This is a genomic window from Pseudomonas sp. fls2-241-TYG-175, from assembly GCF_030209155.1.
In the GTDB taxonomy this organism is placed as follows: domain Bacteria; phylum Pseudomonadota; class Gammaproteobacteria; order Pseudomonadales; family Pseudomonadaceae; genus Aquipseudomonas; species Aquipseudomonas viridiflava.
In genome coordinates this window covers 13,472-30,014 of sequence record NZ_JARVSO010000031.1, presented here as the reverse complement: position 1 = coordinate 30,014, position 16,543 = coordinate 13,472, and the positions used below count along the sequence as shown (strand labels likewise).

The following is a 16,543-nucleotide window of genomic DNA, read 5'->3' as shown; positions in this document are numbered from 1 at the left end:
TCCTCGTTCATGAATTCAGATATTGCTGGTCAGGCTCATCAGCGGCAGCATGATCGCCAGCATGATCACAGCTACCATGCCAGCCATGACAACCGTGAGCGCCGGGACCAGTGCGGCGAGCATGCGGTCGATGCCGCGCTTGGCTTCGACGTCGAACACGTCGGCCACTTTGAGCAGCATGCTGTCCAGTTCGCCGGCCTGTTCGCCGACTTCGATCATTTGCAGGGCCAGATCAGGCAGCAGCGGTTGCGCACCAAACGCTGCGGCCAGCGTACCGCCTCCTTTTACCGACTCGGCGGCCTGCTCCACCTGGGCCTGCAGTGCGCGGTTGGTGCAGACCTGACGGGCAATCACCAGCGCCTGCAACAGGGCGACGCCGTTGCTCAACAACGTGCCCAGCGTGCGGGTCAGCCGTGCGGCCTCGATACGTTGCAGCAGCGGGCCGATGACCCGGATGCCCAGCACCCGGCGATCATGACGTTCGCGGCGCTGCGGATCACGCATGCTGATCACCAGCCCCCAGATCAGCACAATCAGACCGGCGAACACCGCCAGCCCGTAACTGCCGAGAAATTGTCCGAGGTTCAGGATCACTTCGGTGATCAACGGGATGGGCACCCCGAGATCCTTGAAAATAGGCACGAACTGCGGCACCACGTACGCCAGCAGCAAGGCCAGCGAACCGAGCACGCCGACCACCAGAAACGCCGGATAGATCAGTGCGTTGATGACTTCGCCGCGCAGCAACTGACTGCGCTCCAGATAATCGCTCAACTGCCGCAGAGTGCTTTCCAACGCGCCACCGGCCTCGCCTGCACGCACCATGCTGATATAGAGCGGCGAGAACTGACTGCCCTCTTCTTCCAGCGCAACGGACAACGGCTTGCCGGCCTTGACCTGTTCGCGAATCCGCTCGATCAACGCACGGGTCTGGGGCTGGCCGGGCTGTTTGAGCAGAATGCCAAGCGAGCGTTCCAGCGGTTGCCCTGCGCCGAGCAAGGTCGCCAGTTGCTGGGTGAAGCTGACCAGCGCTGCACCGTTGAGCATGCCGCTGCCCAGAGCACGACGCAGTCCGCCAAGACCTGCACTGTCGACCTGCAAGACCATCAGGCCGCGCTTTTGCAGGGCAGCGACTGCAGCATTCTGATCCCTGGCTTCCAGGGTGCCGTTCTGCGGCGCGCCCTGCGCGTCCAGCGCGCGGTACTTGAACAGACTCATGAGCCTTCACCCCGTGTGACGCGCAGCACTTCTTCCAGCGAGGTGACCCCGGCCACCGCCTGACGCAGGCCTTCTTCATGCAGCGTGCGCAAACCACCGCGACGGGCCGCCTCTTCCAGCGTGGACGCATCAGCATGGCGCATGAGCAGGCTGCGCAGCTCTTCATTCATGACCAGCAGTTCGGTGATCGCACTGCGGCCGCGATAGCCGCCGCCCGGCGCATCGGATCGCGGCCGGTACAGGCGGATCGGGCGTTCGTCGGTGAACCGTTCGAGGCCATGCTCGGCAATCAGCTCAGGCGGCGCTTCGAAGGCTTCGCGGGTTTCCGGGTCAAGGCGACGCACCAGACGCTGCGCCAGAATGCCGTTGACGGTTGAAGCAATCAGGTAGCTTTCGACGCCCATGTCAAGCAGGCGGGTGATACTCGCCGCCGCACTGTTGGTGTGCAGGGTGGAAAGCACCAGGTGACCGGTCAGCGACGACTGAATGGCGATGCGGCAGGTTTCCAGGTCGCGCATCTCACCAATCATGATCACGTCCGGGTCCTGACGCACGATGGAGCGTAGCGCTCCGGCAAAGTCCAGACCGATGGCCGGTTTGACCTGAATCTGATTGATGCCTTCAAGCTGGTATTCCACCGGATCTTCAACGGTGATGATCTTGCGCTCGGAGGTATTGAGCCGTGACAGCGCGGTGTAGAGCGTGGTGGTCTTGCCGGAGCCGGTGGGGCCGGTAACCAGCAGAATGCCGTGGGGCCGTTCGAGCACATCGAGAAAGTGGTCGAGGCGCTCGCCGTCGAAGCCCAGGCTGGGGAAATCGAAATCGATGGTCTGGCGATCAAGCAGACGCATGACCACGGATTCGCCAAAACTGGTCGGCACGGTCGAGACCCGCAGGTCCAGTTCCTTGCCTTGAATACGCAGCATGATCCGCCCGTCCTGCGGCAGACGGCGCTCGGCGATGTCGAGCCGGGCCATGATCTTCACGCGGGAAATCACTGCCGCAGACGAACTGGACGGCGGCGCTTCGGCTTCGTGAAGCACGCCATCGATGCGGTAACGTACCTTGAGCTGACTTTCGAACGGTTCGATATGAATGTCAGACGCACGCTGCTCGACAGCGCGTTGCAGAATCAGGTTGACCAGGCGAATGACCGGCGCTTCGGACGCCAGGTCCTTTAGGTGCTCGATGTCCTCCAGCGAGCCGCCTTCGTCGTCGAGGTTCTCGATCAGCGTGCCCATCGCCGAGCGGCCCTGGCCGTAATAACGTTCGATCAGGGTTTCCACTTCGTTGCGTGGACCGACTGCCACCTGTACCGGCACTTCACAGGCATAGGCAATTGCTTCAAACGGATACAACACGCTGGGGTTGGCGCTCAGCACTTGCACACCGTCCTCGCTCCAGCCGACCGGCACCACCTGATACTGGCGCATGAATCGTTCAGTCAGCGGTGGCAGCGGATCCAGCATCGGCGGCAGCGCTTCGGCCATTAATAAAGGCGCGTTCAACAGTGCGGCCCAGGCCCGTGCAAGCTCGAACTCGGACACCAGTCCAAGGCGTGTCAGCAATCCCAGCAGCTCAGTGCCTTCGGACTCCTGCTGCAAACGCTGTGCACGTTCCAGATCCTGAGGCTTGAGGCCGGCATTTTCCGTCAGCCAGGCACACACCTGCCCTGCATCGGGGATCAGTATTCGAGTGGCATCGACGGGAATTGGCTGCATGGGCAAGAACATCTACTACTCGGAGGGACAGGTTCACGACCCTCACCCGCCTTGAAAAGGCACCGAGAGAGTCGTGGTCAGAAGCATCAAACGGTCAGTTTGACTGTTTCTGAGGCGTTGCGTTCTGTGGACGACCACCTTTTGTGGTTTGAGTCTTCTGCTGCTGCGCCTTTTGCGCCGCTTTTGCATCGGTGGTCTGGGTCATTACGGTCGAATCAGTGGCACCCGACGCTGCATCGGTATCAGTCGCTTCGGCTGCGAAAACAGCACCACTCAATGCCAGACCCGCAATCACACCTGCTGCCATGTTGGACAACTTCATAACAATTACTCCACTGGATAAAACAATAAGCCCTCCAACAGGAAGGGCCATTAACGATAAAGGTCAGAAAGAACACCACAGTGCCACTACTGGAAACATAACAGAGACCCGAGCGCACCTGAAAAATCTTAAACCCATCGACCAGTAGGTTTAAGAAGAGTTCCTGAAGTGTAAGAAAAAAACCACAAAAGCAAGAAAAATACGCTTTTGTTTGACATTAACGCCTGAATTTCGACTTAATTGTAACGCTTTGCGAATTCAAAGTGCCATCAATGATAGCTCAATGATATCACTCGCCGCAATATAAAACATAATAACTAAAACGTGAAACTTGATTGAAAAAGTCCACGAATCGCACGCTGCAATAACAGCGTAAGTCGCGATTACGGGTCACTGTTGCCTAAAGAAAAGAACACAGCCAGACGCTTAATAGTGCGGCTGTCTGTGGGAAACTTTTAATTGAAATGTCGTTGGAGAGCTGTATGAATAAGCGAAAGATGATGGGTGCGCATTCCGCACTGGCCTTGCTGGCGCTGGCTGTGTCGCAGGTGCATGCTGCTGACGCTTCGACGCTGCAGGCACGGGAAGCCCGTGCTGAAAAAGCGGCACAGAAGACGCTGGACAAGATGACCCAGGAAGAAAAGCTGGCCTATATCGGTGGTACGGGCGGCTGGGATGTGAAACCCCTCTCCAACTACGGCGTGCCGCAGATTCACGGCGCCGACGGCGGTGTCGGTGTGCGTTACACCAGCGAAGGCAACGCGCAGGGCGTGGTTTATCCGTCCGGCCCCAACCTTGCAGCCACCTGGAACCCACGTCGCGCCATCGACCTGGGCCGTGCGCTGGGCTATGACACTGCAGTCGGCGGCTATCAGTTCGTCACCGGCCCTGGCGTCAACCTGTACCGCATGCCCTACGGCGGCCGTGCGTTCGAATACCTGTCGGGTGAAGATCCGTTCCTCGGCGCCAGCCTGGCGCCAGGCGTGATCAACGGTATCCAGTCCCGTGGTGTGTGGGCCAACGCCAAGCACTACGCGGCCAACGACCAGGAAAGCAACCGCTTCAACCTCGACCAGATCATGAGCGAGCGTGTACTGCGCGAAATGTCGCTGCCTGCGTTCGAATCGGCGTCCAAGAACGGCAACGTCGCGATGATGATGTGCGCGTTCCAGAAAGTGAACGGCGAATTCGCCTGCGAAAACGATCACCTGATCAGCCAGATCCTGAAGAAGGAATGGGGCTACAAGGGCTTCGTGCAGAGCGACTACAACGCTGTGGTTCATGGTCTGGACGCCGCTCAGGCGGGCACCGACCTGGACATGATGGGCTTCCAGATGAACAGCAATGTTCTCAAGCCTTACCTGGACAGCGGTGAGCTGAGCGCGGCAACCATCGACGACAAGGTCCGTCGCATCCTCAAGCAGATCTACCTGTACAAGTTCGACAGCAAGACCCCGTCGACCCTGCACAACATGAACAGCGCAACCAGCAACAAGGTCGCCCTGAACGCTGCCCGTGAAGGCATCGTGCTGCTCAAGAACCAGAACAACCTGCTGCCGCTGGACAAGCAGAAAGCCAAGCGCATCGCCGTGGTCGGCAACCTGGCCAAGTACGCGCCGCCTACCGGTTTCGGCAGCGCCAATGTCATGGCCAGCCATTACATCAGCGAGCTGAGCGGTCTGCAGCAGATGGCGCCAAACGCCAAGGTTGAATTCATCGACGGCCTGTCGCTGGACCCGACCACCACCACCTGGAGCAGCACTGACCAGGCGGGCAAAGACATCCAGGGCATGAAGGCCGAGTACTTCAGCAATGCCAACTGGTCCGGCGATGCTGCCGTGACCCGTACCGAGCAGCATGTCGATCTGGATTGGGCCAACGACAAGGACCTGCCGTTCGAAAGCAACCTGTCCGGTTCCGACCCGTACACCAGCAAAGGCTCGACCGCAGGCTCGCTCAACGGCGACACCTCTTCGACCTCGATCCGCTACACCGGCAAGATCACCCCGACCGAAAGCGGCGAGCAGGTCTTCAAGGTCCGTGCTGACGGCGCCGTGCGCCTGTGGGTCAACGGCAAGCTGATCATCGACAACGGTGACGGCAAGCCACTGCCGGGCAACAGCATTCCGCCAACCATCCCGGAATTCGCCAAGATCAGCCTGCAGGCGGGTCAGTCCTACGACGTGAAGCTTGAATACTCGCGCCGTGCCGGCTACCTGTCGACCATGGGCGGCCTGGTGGGCGTACAGATGAGCTGGGCGTCGCTGAACGCGCCTCAGGATCTGTCGGCCTACGACGCAGTCGTGGTGGCAGTGGGTAACAGCAGCGAATACGAAGGTGAAGGTTTCGACCACAGCTTCGATCTGCCTGAGTACCAGAGCCAGCTGATCCAGAGCATCGCCAAGGTCAACCCGAACACCGTGGTGACCATGTTCGGTGGTACCGGTCTGAAGATGAGCGACTGGATCGAACAGGTTCCGGTAGCGCTGCACGCGTTCTACCCGGGTCAGAACGGCGGCCAGGCACTGGCTGAAATTCTGTTCGGCAAGGTCAACCCGTCGGGCAAGCTGCCGATCAGTATCGAACGCAACATCGAAGACAACCCGATTTTCGAGACTTTCCCGAAATTCGACAACCAGAACTCGCTGGCCGAAATGAGCTACAAGGATGACCTGATGCTGGGTTATCGCGGCTACGAGAAGAAAGGCATCAAGCCGCTGTATCCGTTCGGCTATGGCCTGTCGTACACCACCTTCGGCTACAGCAACATCAGCGTGACGCCTGGCGTTGCGGTGGGCAACACGCCGATCAAGGTGTCGTTCGACCTGACCAACACCGGTAAGGTGGGCGGTTCGGAAGTGGCGCAGCTCTATGTCGGTCAGCAGAACCCGAAAGTCGAGCGTCCGATCAAGGAACTCAAAGGCTACAAGAAGGTGTTCCTCAAGCCGGGTGAAAGCAAGCGCGTGACCATCGAGCTCAACGATCGCTCGCTGGCCTACTTCGACACCAAGACCAACCAGTGGGTGGTCGATGCCGACACCTTCAACCTGTCGCTGGGTGCTTCGTCGCAGGACATTCGCCTGAATGCCAAGCTGACCAACTCGTTCCGTCAGGAACTCTCGACCACCACCAGCAATCCGCTGCCACGTTCGGCGCTGAACTCGGTGAACGTCGAGAAGCCACCGGTGAAGACCGGCGGCGTGTTCGATCAGACTGTCGAGTAAGCGTTAAGCAGTGACTGAGTGAATCAGGGACAGAACAAGGCTCAAGGACGAGCCCTTACTGCTGCATCGACCTGCGCAATGTAGGCATCGAACGTCTTGACCAGATCCACCCGTTCTGGAAAACGCAGCCACTGAATCTGCAACCCGTCCATCATCGACAGGATCTGCTGGATCAGCATGTCCAGATCCACATCCGCCCTCACCTCCCCACGCTCCACCAACGCCTTGAACTGCGCCAGCAGGTGCGCATGTATGCGCGCGTAACGGGTCTGGAACCACTCATAGGCAGGCTGGTTGTCCAGCAGACTTTCGGCATTGAGAATCGAGAACGCCCGCACCACGCCGGGTGCAGTCGAGTTGGATTGATTGATCGCACGCAGACCGCCCAGCAGACCGGTCAGGCTGTCGTCCGTACGCACTTGCGCGGCGATGCGCCCGTTGACTTCGTCGCGTCGTTCCAGCACGCCCATCAGCAGGGAAATCTTGCTCGGAAAGTGATGCAGCAATCCGGCAACCGAAATGCCGACGATGGCCGCCACCTTGGCCACCGACGCACCGGTGTAGCCCTCCAGCGAGAACACCTGCAAGGCGGCATCGAGCAATTCTTCGCGTCTTTTTTCTCCCTTCGGCGCACGTCGTTGCCGAGGTGCCGTGGCAACCGTTTCCCTGGGGTCATGCTGGGTCATATCAGGTTCCTTCTTGAACAGTCGCGTACCCTAACCATTCAGGCAAAAGCTGGCAACGGTATTGACCATGAAGGGTATTTCACACCGGCACGGACAGCCCGGACCGGCAGTGCCGCTGCAGAATCAGCGCCATCAGCAGCGCCACACCACTGATGCCGAGCGACAGCCATAACAGGCCGCGATCACCGGTCGCCTCCTGAACCCGGGCATAGACCCAGGGCGCCGCCGCAGAAAGAAGAAAACCGGGGGCCAGCAGGCGTCCCTGCAAGCGTGCATAGTGATGATGTGCAAAGAGCTCGAACGGCAGACTGGCCCGTAACAACGTGCCCAGCCCGTTCATGGCGCCATAGCCGAAGACAAACAGACAGGCCAGCACCGCCAGCCCCTGGCTGTGCAAGGCCATGACGAAACATAGCGCCATCCCGGCCGCGACCCAGACGTTCAGGCGCAAGGCAGACAGGTTCTGGCCCAAGACGCGGCTCATCAGCCGCGCGCAGGTCTGGCCGATGCCCCACAACGCCACCCAGGCCACCGGCACACCGAGACCTGCCAGCAAGGCCGGCAAATGGGCGGACAGCCCGGCTGACAGGAAACCGATCAACATCATGCACAGCGCGTAACCCGACTGGCGCAGCCAGCTCGCGGTCGTCGATTGCGCTTCCGACGGCTCATTGATCGGCCTGACAGCTGGAGCCGCTGCATCGGGCAGTCCGCTCATCAGCACACCCCCCAGCAGCGCGAAACATCCGTAGACCGCCACCGCGCCGCGCCAGCCGAGCGTCTCCAGCAACACATGGCCCAGCGGCCAGAACACGGCTGACGACAGACCGCCCAGCAAGGTGATCTGCACCATCAACGGACGTGAGCGCGCACCGATCAACCCGGCCAGCGCAGCAAACAGCGCGTCGTAAAGCGACAGACGCATGCCGACGCCCAGCACGGCCCAGCCGAGAAACCAGACCGGCACGGTTTCGCACAACGCCAGCACGCAGCACCCTGCAGCCGCCAGCACGCTGCCCAGTTGCAGCACCTGTCGAGCCCCGAGACGCAGGATCAGCCACGAGACTGCGGGCGATACAAAACCCATGACCAGCAACGCCACCGACAGGCCGGAAAACACCCGCTGTCCGCTCCAGCCCAGATCTGCAGCAATGGCATTACCGAACGCACCCGGCAGATAAAACGTGGTGCCCCAGATGATCAACTGCGCCAGTCCCAGCCTGAAAACGGCGAACCGGGACAGGTCGGGACTGTGCATGTCAGTCAGACCGTGCGATCAACGGGGAGCGTCGAAGCGCCATCGCCCAGCGCACACTGCATCAGTACGGTGTCCACCCAGCGCCCATGCTTGAACCCCACCGACTCGAACACGCCGACGCGGCGGAATCCGAAGCTTTCGTGCAGGCCGATGGATGCGGCGTTTTCGCTGTTGCCGATCACCGCCACCATCTGCCGCCAGCCACCCTGTTCGCAGTGCCAGATCAGATCACCCAGCAGCGCCCGGCCGATGCCCATGCCGCCCATTCCATCGCGGACATAAACAGAGTCTTCCGCGGTAAAGCGATACGCAGGACGAGGCCGGTAAGGCGTGGCATAGCCATAACCGACCACTTCCCCGGCATGCTCGGCCACCCGGTACGGCAAGCCGTTCTCAAGGACCAGCGCGCGGCGACGCATCAGCTCCTCAACGCTGGGCGGTTCCAGTTCGAAGCTGGAGATGCCATGCAACACGTGGTCGGCATAAATTGCCTGAATGACGGGCATGTCGTCTTCGCGGGCGTCGCGCAGTGTAAATATCAGGCTCATGGCAGGCTCTTGGCGGGTGTCTGGAGGTGGCTGTAATGATGCGTTCGTCTTAATCATTAAAAAAGCTATGATTAATCATCCACAGCATAAGAAATACTTTGCCATGCGCCGCCTCAACCTCAATCATCTGCACACCTTCTCACTGGTCATCGCTCATGGCAGCTTCTCCGCCGCCGCCGAGCGGCTTCACCTGACGCAACCTGCAGTGAGTCTGCAAGTGCGGCAATTGGAAGATCAGTTAAACCTGCGCCTGATCGAGCGGGTGGGCAAACGTTTGAAACCCACCTCGGCGGGCGAGACCCTGTTGCAGCACATTTCGCGCATCGATGCCGTGGTCGAGGACGCGCTGCTTGACCTGTCCAGCCACGCCGACGGCATCGCCGGACAAGTCGCCATCGGCACTGGCGCCACGGCGTGCATTCATTTGCTGCCGCCGTTGCTGCAGACCTTGCGCCGGCGTTTCGCACAGCTGGACGTGCGGGTCAGCACCGGCAACACCGACGGCATTCTCAAGGCCGTGGAAGAAAACCGCCTGGACCTGGGGCTCGTCACCCTGCCTGCCTCGGGCCGCAGCCTTGATGTCACCCCATTGCTGGATGACGAGTTCGTGGCCATTTTCGCCAGCAGCTATCAGCCCCTGCCCGGCGCAATGACGCCCGAGCATCTGAGTGAACTGCCGCTGGTGGTGTTCGAAGCCGGAAGCAGCACGCGCCTGCTGATCAATGAGTGGTATCTACAGGCTGGGATTCGTGTCAAGCCGGTGATGGAGCTGGGCAGCATCGAAGCGATCAAGGAAATGGTCGCGGCCGGGCTGGGCTACAGCATCGTGCCACGCATGTCGGTGGCCGCGGTGCATCATCGGCGCGGTCTACAGGTTCACGCGCTGACGCCCGGATTGAGCCGTACTCTGGGCATCGTGCTGCGTCAGGACAAGCCGGTCAGCAAGGCACTTCGTCAGGTGCTTGAAGCATTGCATGCCCTGAAAGGGTCATAAACACGGCTCATGATGACGGGAACAGGGTGCTCCTGCTTTATATACCGCCGCAGCCCTGCGGGCAGTTGTCGTACCGTCACAAACGCTGCCCGGCAGTTGCATCGGCAGCGACTCAAGTTGTACGATGACTGCCGACTTTCCAGAGACTGGATGGCTGGCCTGCTCGACGAATGCCCGCCAACCCCGAACACCGTAAAGCAACTCGGCAACCCATAAGGAGTGCAAGGCCCCGTAACCGGCGCCCGCCTCCACCTTCAAAACAACAGGAGATACCGATGCCTAACATTCTCGGCCAGAACTTCATCGCTGGCGGCCGCAGCGCTCTGGGCCAAAGCCTGCAAAAAAGTCTGGATGCCACCACCGGCGAAGAACTGCCCTACAGCTTTCATCAAGCCACCGACGGCGAGATCGACGCTGCGGCCCTGGCTGCCAAAAACGCCTTCCCTGAATACCGTCAACTGAGCCCGGCCCGCCGCGCCGAGTTCCTCGACGCCATTGCCGACGAGCTGGACAAGCTGGGTGATGATTTCGTCGCCATCGTCTGCCAGGAAACCGCCCTGCCGCAAATGCGCATCCAGGGTGAACGCGGCCGTACCAGCGGCCAGATGCGTCTGTTCGCCAAAGTCCTGCGCCATGGTGACTTCGTCGGTGCGCGCATCGACCAGGCGCTGCCGGACCGCAAGCCGCTGCCGCGTGTCGACCTGCGTCAGTACCGCATCGGCGTCGGCCCGGTCGCCGTATTCGGTGCCAGCAACTTCCCGCTGGCCTTCTCCACCGCTGGCGGCGACACCGCTGCCGCACTGGCCGCCGGTTGCCCAGTGGTGTTCAAGGCCCACAGCGGTCACATGGCCACAGCCGATCTGGTTGCCAGCGCAATCATTCGTGCCGCCGAAGCCACCGGCATGCCGAAAGGCGTGTTCAACATGATCTTCGGCAACGGCGTGGGCGAAGGCCTGGTCAAGCACCCGGCCATCCAGGCTGTCGGCTTCACCGGCTCGCTGAACGGCGGCAACGCCCTGTGCAAAATGGCTGCCGAGCGTCCACAACCGATCCCGGTCTTCGCCGAGATGTCGAGCATCAACCCGGTCATCCTGCTGCCGGGCGCTCTGACCGCGCGTGGCGAAACCGTGGCCAAGGAACTCGCGGCGTCCGTTGTGATGGGTGCCGGCCAGTTCTGCACCAACCCTGGCGTGGTCATTGGTCTGCGCTCCCCGGCCTTCTCTTCGTTCCTCGAGCAACTGACCGAACAGATGGGCAGCCAGGCACCACAGACCATGCTCAACGCGGGCGGTCTGCGCAGCTACAGCAAGGGCGTCGAGCACCTGCTGTCGCACCCGGGCGTCACCCATTTGGCCGGCAAGCCGCAGGAAGGCAAACAGGCTCAGGCACAGCTGTTCAAGGCTGACGTCAGTCTGCTGCTCAATGGCGATCAACTGTTGCAGGAAGAAGTCTTCGGTCCGACCACACTGGTCATCGAAGTCGCTGACGATGCGCAGCTGAAAGACGCGTTGCAGGCCCTGCGCGGTCAACTGACGGCCACCCTGATCGGCGAACCTGCCGACCTGAGCCAATACAGCTGGCTGCAACCGCTGCTGGAGGAGAAAGTCGGCCGTATTCTGTACAACGGCTACCCGACTGGCGTTGAGGTGTGCGAAGCAATGGTTCACGGCGGCCCATACCCGGCCACTTCGGATGCACGCGGTACGTCGGTGGGCACGCTGGCCATCGACCGTTTCCTGCGTCCGGTCTGCTACCAGAACCTGGCTGACAACCTGTTGCCGCCTGCGCTGCAGAACGCCAACCCACTGGGTCTGCGTCGCCTGGTCAACGGCGAATGGAGTGATCAGCCGATCGCCTGATCGCTGACAGCTCACTGAAACAAAAAGCGGCGCGACCCGAAAGGGTGGCGCCGTTCTTTTTCATGCGGGGTCTGCACGCCGACCATCAGCGGTGCAGACCCTTGCGTCGCTCAGCGGATCAGACAGCCTCCGAAACGTGAACCTGTACCGGCACATTGTGCGATCCGGTCAGGGGCAGCCCGAACAGCAGCACGTCCGCACGCTGCTCGCCGAAACGGGCGATGTTCGGCAGGCGCGCCCACAGGTGCGCACCAATGGCCGTCACGATCTTCTGACTCGGCAGGTTGGCTGCCATGATCCACGCCACCAGATTCTCAAGCCCCACCTGTCGCCCCAGCAGCACGGTCGCTTTGCCCAGCACCACACCGATGCCACTGCCATAGTGATCGCCGCGCACGTAGATCGCGGTCTCGCCGGTCTGAAAACACGCCTGCGTCCCCCAACTGAACCGGTTGATCGACAGCCAGCCCAGCACTTCACCCCGCCGTTCATAGACATACACCGGCAGGCCATCGCGCTTGTAGAGATTGACGTAGAACTTCACCTCTTCGTACGTCATGGGCCGGGTTACGGGAGAATTGGCACCGCTGGCCGCGGTCTCGTTGAAGATACTCATCATTGCCGGCAGATCATCGTCGGTCGATTCACGAATGCCGCGTGGCAGGCGTTGCAGTGAGTGCCGGTCGACAAAACTGTTCATCAGTGAACCTCCTTGGAATACACGCTGGACTTGAGCTGTCCCCGGGCACGCGCCAGGCGCGAGCGAATGGTGCCGATCGGGACGGCCAGGTGCCTTGCTGCGTCCTGATAACTGACGTCGGCATCGACGACCAGGTCCAGTACCGCGCGCATGTCCACCGACAGCTCCTCGATGGCCGCCAGGGTTCGTCCCAATGTGCGTTGATGGTCGCTCAGCATGCTCGGGTCATGACCGTGCTCGAAACTCTCCATTTCGGTATCGGTCAGTTCCATGCGCTGAGGCTGGTTGTAGAACGTCTTGAAGTGGTTCCTGACCAGGTTCGCTGCAATGCCGAACAGCCAGGTTTCAGGTCGTGAGGTGCCCATGAACTTGTGCTGATTGCGCCAGGCTTCCAGATACGTCATCTGCATCAGGTCATCCACGTCGGCCTGATTGAACACGCGTTTGCCGATGAATCCCCTGAGTTTCTTCTCGCTTGTCCTCGCGAGCCCACCCAGATCCAGCGCAATTACTCCAATAACAGTTCCGTCTCGCTGAATGTCTTTCCCTTCCACGTTTATCTCCTGATACGCAGTTGTGATGCCACCAATGGCCACTAAGGGAGAGCAGCGAACGTACCAACCTTTTAGTATTTTTAAATTATTGATAAATAACGTTTTTATCTCGGCGAAAACCCCGTTTTGTGCCAGATATGGCATTCCCGACATAAATGCTGTGCCAGTTGTTGCACAACTTTTTACGGTTCCGCTGCGCAGGAACCAGTTGCCCGCAATCGCCACTCAGGACACACCTGTTCCGAGGCGATTGCGCTGCCCATGAAGATCAATTCCTATATCGACATCCGCCCCGAGCCTGACCTGATCCCGCGCCCGCCGGTGCCTGAAACCAAATCGCTGGTTCCGAAAAATCCTTTGCAGGACTCAATGGAAGAAGTGGCGATGAAATTCAGCGAAAGCGTGGAACGCCACAGCAAGGGGCTCGATGAGCGGCATGTGCGTGAAAGCACGAGTTCTCAGCGGGTCGAGCGGGTCGAAAAACTCGCCGAGCTCTACCGCCTGCTCGACAACGCCGACCAGCCCAGCCTGGAACAACAGGCCAGGCGTCTGCAGGGTCAGTTGCAGCAGCAGGGTTCGCTCAAGGACGTGCTTGCCCAGGCCGGCGGTGACCCGACGCGGGCCGACTTGCTGTTGCAACAGGTGGTGCGCATGTCCGCCACCGAAGGCAAGGAGGACACTCACGATCAGGCCATGGCGCTGATCGACGAACTGCGCCTGAGCCACGGCGACAAGATCCGTGCGGGCCTTAACACCGCCAGCGCCATCGCCCTGTTCAGCAGCGATCCCCAGCAACGCAGCGCCATGCGCCTGTTGTATTACAAGGCCATCGTCGGTCAGCAACCGCTGGCCAGCCTGCTGGAGTCGCTGCTGGAGCGCTTCAACGAGGATCAGTTCGCACGCGGCCTGCGCACCCTGCAAAGGGCGCTGGCCGATGACATCGCCGCCCTCGCCCCGTCGATACCCGGCGCCGCATTGCGCGCCATGCTGCGCGGGCTGGGCGCCAGCGGTCAGTTGAACAACCTGATCAAGACATGTCTGGCGCTGTTGCAGCGTCTGGCGCACAAGGCGCCCGACAGCAACATGACCCCGCTGGCCATGAGCAAGCGGGTGCTGCGTTTCTGCGGCAACGGTTTCTTCGCCCGCGACCTGACGCTGCTGGCCGAGGAAACCATCGGCCGCACGCCTACGCTGCAGCCGCTGTTCTTCAACGGCTTGTACCCATTGCTGCAAAACCTGCCGCTAACACTGTGGAAAGACCTCAAGACCCGGCAGAACGGGCTGCGTCTGCTGCAGGGCCTGATGGATGAAATGGCGCGCCACGAACGCAAGGCGCTGGGCATGGACGATGTCGGGAGAGTGTCAGGATGAACGGCATTATTCACCTGCTCAACCGCATGGCACTGGCGGTGATGGGCCGCACTGAAATCGTCGGCGCAGTGATGGTCATGGCCATCGTCTTCATGATGATTCTGCCCCTGCCGACCTGGCTGGTGGACGTGCTGATCGCACTGAACATCTGCATTTCGTCGTTGCTGATCGTGCTGGCCATGTACCTGCCGCGTCCGCTGGCCTTCTCGACCTTTCCGGCAGTGCTGCTGCTGACCACGATGTTTCGTCTTTCGCTGTCGATCGCCACGACCCGTCTGATCCTGCTGCAACAGGACGCCGGACACATCGTCGAAGCCTTCGGCAGCTTCGTGGTGGGCGGCAACCTGGCGGTCGGTCTGGTGATCTTTCTGATTCTGACCATCGTCAACTTTCTGGTCATCACCAAGGGCTCGGAACGGGTGGCCGAGGTGGCTGCGCGCTTCACGCTGGACGCCATGCCGGGCAAACAGATGTCCATCGACAGCGACCTGCGGGCCAACCTGATCAACGTGCGCGAAGCCCGGCACCGACGTGAACAGTTGTCCAAGGAAAGCCAACTGTTCGGTGCCATGGACGGCGCGATGAAGTTCGTCAAGGGCGACGCTATTGCCGGTCTGGTCATCGTGTTCATCAACCTGATCGGCGGCTTCTCGATCGGCGTGCTGCAGAACGGCATGGAGGCCGGTGACGCGATGCACCTGTATTCGGTGCTGACCATCGGCGACGGTCTGATTGCACAGATTCCGGCCCTGCTGATCTCGCTGACAGCGGGCATGATCATTACCCGCGTAGCGCCCGACAGCCAGACGGCCGACGCCAACATCGGTCATGAAATTGCCGAGCAGCTCACCAGCCAGCCCAAGGCATGGGTCTTTTCATCCATCGGCATGATGGGGTTCGGGCTGATTCCAGGCATGCCGACGCTGGTTTTTGCCTGTATCGCCCTGCTGTGCCTGTTCAGCGGCCTGATCCAGCTCTGGCGCATCCGCCAGAAAGAGCTGCATCAGGACAGCATCGGCGCAGCCAGCAAAGGCGCGCCGGAACTGAACGGGCGCGAAGACATTCGCCGTTTCAATCCGTCACGGGCCTACCTGCTGCAATGCCATTCCAGCCATCAGGGCACGGCGGAGCTCGACAGGCTGATACAGGGCATTCGCCAGCGTCGCAACACGCTGGTGCACAACTTCGGCCTGACGCTGCCCTCGTTCGACATGGAGTTCGCCGATCACTTCGAACCCGATGAATTCCGCTTCTGCGTCTACGAAGTGCCGTTCATTCGCGCCACCTTCACCAACGCGCGCCTGGCGGTCGATCATCGGGAAATCGATGAGGACGCCGGTGAGCCGGGCCGTGTCGAACGCGATGAGACTCGCTGGGTCTGGGTGGACATCGATGATCCGTTGCTCAAGGAAGAGGAGCACGCCGGCGTGTCTTCGCTGGAACTGATCCTGGAACGCATGAGCCGAGCCTTTCAGGCCACCGGACCGCAATTCATAGGCCTGCAGGAGAGCAAGGCCATCCTCAGCTGGCTGGAAAGCGAGCAGCCGGAACTGGCGCAGGAGCTGCAGCGCACCTTGCCGCTGGCGCGTTTCGCCGCCGTTCTGCAACGCCTGTCCGCCGAACTGGTGTCCTTGCGTTCGGTCAGGCCAATAGCCGAAACCCTGATCGAGCAGGGCCAGCACGAACGTGATCTCAACGCCCTGACCGATCACGTGCGCATCGCCCTCAAGGCCCAGATCTGCCACCAGCACTGTGAGGAGAACACCCTGCACACCTGGCTGGTGACGCCGGAAACCGAAGTGCTGCTGCGCGACTCCCTGCGCCAGACCCAGAACGAATCCTACTTTGCCCTGGAACCGGAGCTGGGCAACGCGCTGGTTGAGCAACTGCGCGAAGCCTTTCCGCTGCAAGCCAGCCCCCGACCGGTCCTGCTGGTGGCGCAGGACCTGCGCAGCCCTCTGCGCAGCCTGCTGACCGACCAGTTTCACCATGTTCCCGTGCTGTCCTTCGCCGAGCTGATCCCCACGGTTCAGGTCCAGGTGCTGGGGCGGATCGACCTGCAAGAAACCTACGACCTGATGGCCTGAC

The 16,543-nt window shown here is 60.8% G+C and carries 13 protein-coding genes; 5 read left to right on the top strand and 8 right to left on the bottom strand.

Annotated features, from left to right (window positions below; all coding sequences use genetic code 11):
* Positions 1-15 precede the first annotated feature (15 nt).
* The 3 genes from gspF to QRN20_RS20330 form a co-directional block, all read right to left on the bottom strand.
* Entirely contained in the window at positions 16-1,218 is a 1,203-nt protein-coding gene (gene gspF / locus QRN20_RS20340; protein WP_004885186.1) for a type II secretion system inner membrane protein GspF, read from the bottom strand.
* Entirely contained in the window at positions 1,215-2,939 is a 1,725-nt protein-coding gene (gspE, locus tag QRN20_RS20335; RefSeq protein WP_122413161.1) for a type II secretion system ATPase GspE, read from the bottom strand. Before gspE ends, gspF begins: the two co-directional genes overlap by 4 nt.
* Before the next feature lie 94 nt (positions 2,940-3,033).
* A complete protein-coding gene (locus tag QRN20_RS20330; RefSeq protein ID WP_162864903.1) occupies positions 3,034-3,261 on the bottom strand; it encodes a hypothetical protein in 228 nt (75 codons plus the stop codon).
* Between the two features lie 482 nt (positions 3,262-3,743).
* Between QRN20_RS20330 and QRN20_RS20325 the strand changes: the two genes are divergently transcribed.
* On the top strand, positions 3,744-6,485 hold the full coding sequence (locus tag QRN20_RS20325) for a beta-glucosidase (protein ID WP_025994870.1): 2,742 nt from the start codon (positions 3,744-3,746) through the stop codon (positions 6,483-6,485).
* Positions 6,486-6,526: 41 nt separating this feature from the next.
* Here QRN20_RS20325 and QRN20_RS20320 read toward each other — a convergent pair whose 3' ends face one another.
* From QRN20_RS20320 to QRN20_RS20310, 3 genes are all read right to left on the bottom strand, one after another.
* Positions 6,527-7,171, bottom strand: a complete 645-nt coding sequence (locus QRN20_RS20320; protein WP_122559627.1) for a TetR/AcrR family transcriptional regulator — start codon at positions 7,169-7,171, stop codon at positions 6,527-6,529.
* Positions 7,172-7,250: 79 nt separating this feature from the next.
* Entirely contained in the window at positions 7,251-8,429 is a 1,179-nt protein-coding gene (locus QRN20_RS20315; protein WP_122413156.1) for an MFS transporter, read from the bottom strand.
* 5 nt (positions 8,430-8,434) lie between these two features.
* Positions 8,435-8,977, bottom strand: a complete 543-nt coding sequence (locus QRN20_RS20310; RefSeq protein WP_029242879.1) for a GNAT family N-acetyltransferase — start codon at positions 8,975-8,977, stop codon at positions 8,435-8,437.
* 103 nt (positions 8,978-9,080) lie between these two features.
* On the opposite strand from QRN20_RS20310, the gene QRN20_RS20305 reads away from it, so the two are divergent.
* Both QRN20_RS20305 and QRN20_RS20300 read left to right on the top strand, forming a co-directional pair.
* Complete coding sequence (locus tag QRN20_RS20305) at positions 9,081-9,971, top strand: LysR family transcriptional regulator (RefSeq protein WP_285361062.1); 891 nt, start codon at positions 9,081-9,083, stop codon at positions 9,969-9,971.
* A 275-nt stretch (positions 9,972-10,246) separates the two neighbouring features.
* A complete protein-coding gene (locus QRN20_RS20300; RefSeq protein WP_285361061.1) occupies positions 10,247-11,830 on the top strand; it encodes an aldehyde dehydrogenase (NADP(+)) in 1,584 nt (527 codons plus the stop codon).
* Between the two features lie 118 nt (positions 11,831-11,948).
* Here the strand turns inward: QRN20_RS20300 and QRN20_RS20295 are convergent, their stop codons facing one another.
* Both QRN20_RS20295 and QRN20_RS20290 read right to left on the bottom strand, forming a co-directional pair.
* Positions 11,949-12,530, bottom strand: a complete 582-nt coding sequence (locus QRN20_RS20295) for a GNAT family N-acetyltransferase (protein WP_004885177.1) — start codon at positions 12,528-12,530, stop codon at positions 11,949-11,951.
* Positions 12,530-13,084, bottom strand: a complete 555-nt coding sequence (locus tag QRN20_RS20290; RefSeq protein ID WP_029242882.1) for an RNA polymerase sigma factor — start codon at positions 13,082-13,084, stop codon at positions 12,530-12,532. The genes QRN20_RS20295 and QRN20_RS20290 overlap by 1 nt, the downstream gene beginning before the upstream one ends.
* Positions 13,085-13,345: 261 nt before the next feature.
* Here QRN20_RS20290 and sctW point away from each other — a divergent pair, with 261 nt between their 5' ends.
* Positions 13,346-14,455 (top strand): type III secretion system gatekeeper subunit SctW, encoded by a 1,110-nt coding sequence (sctW, locus tag QRN20_RS20285; RefSeq protein WP_029242883.1) that lies wholly within the window; start codon positions 13,346-13,348, stop codon positions 14,453-14,455.
* Complete coding sequence (sctV, locus tag QRN20_RS20280; protein ID WP_285361059.1) at positions 14,452-16,542, top strand: type III secretion system export apparatus subunit SctV; 2,091 nt, start codon at positions 14,452-14,454, stop codon at positions 16,540-16,542. The genes sctW and sctV overlap by 4 nt, the downstream gene beginning before the upstream one ends.
* Position 16,543 lies beyond the last annotated feature (1 nt).

What these genes read in the sequence shown, in the direction of transcription:
- gspF (WP_004885186.1), bottom strand. Translation starts at nt 1,218, where the DNA reads ATGAGTCTGTTCAAGTACCGCGCGCTGGACGCGCAGGGCGCGCCGCAG.
- gspE (WP_122413161.1), bottom strand. Translation starts at nt 2,939, where the DNA reads ATGCAGCCAATTCCCGTCGATGCCACTCGAATACTGATCCCCGATGCA.
- QRN20_RS20330 (WP_162864903.1), bottom strand. Translation starts at nt 3,261, where the DNA reads ATGAAGTTGTCCAACATGGCAGCAGGTGTGATTGCGGGTCTGGCATTG.
- QRN20_RS20325 (WP_025994870.1), top strand. Translation starts at nt 3,744, where the DNA reads ATGAATAAGCGAAAGATGATGGGTGCGCATTCCGCACTGGCCTTGCTG.
- QRN20_RS20320 (WP_122559627.1), bottom strand. Translation starts at nt 7,171, where the DNA reads ATGACCCAGCATGACCCCAGGGAAACGGTTGCCACGGCACCTCGGCAA.
- QRN20_RS20315 (WP_122413156.1), bottom strand. Translation starts at nt 8,429, where the DNA reads ATGCACAGTCCCGACCTGTCCCGGTTCGCCGTTTTCAGGCTGGGACTG.
- QRN20_RS20310 (WP_029242879.1), bottom strand. Translation starts at nt 8,977, where the DNA reads ATGAGCCTGATATTTACACTGCGCGACGCCCGCGAAGACGACATGCCC.
- QRN20_RS20305 (WP_285361062.1), top strand. Translation starts at nt 9,081, where the DNA reads ATGCGCCGCCTCAACCTCAATCATCTGCACACCTTCTCACTGGTCATC.
- QRN20_RS20300 (WP_285361061.1), top strand. Translation starts at nt 10,247, where the DNA reads ATGCCTAACATTCTCGGCCAGAACTTCATCGCTGGCGGCCGCAGCGCT.
- QRN20_RS20295 (WP_004885177.1), bottom strand. Translation starts at nt 12,530, where the DNA reads ATGAACAGTTTTGTCGACCGGCACTCACTGCAACGCCTGCCACGCGGC.
- sctW (WP_029242883.1), top strand. Translation starts at nt 13,346, where the DNA reads ATGAAGATCAATTCCTATATCGACATCCGCCCCGAGCCTGACCTGATC.
- sctV (WP_285361059.1), top strand. Translation starts at nt 14,452, where the DNA reads ATGAACGGCATTATTCACCTGCTCAACCGCATGGCACTGGCGGTGATG.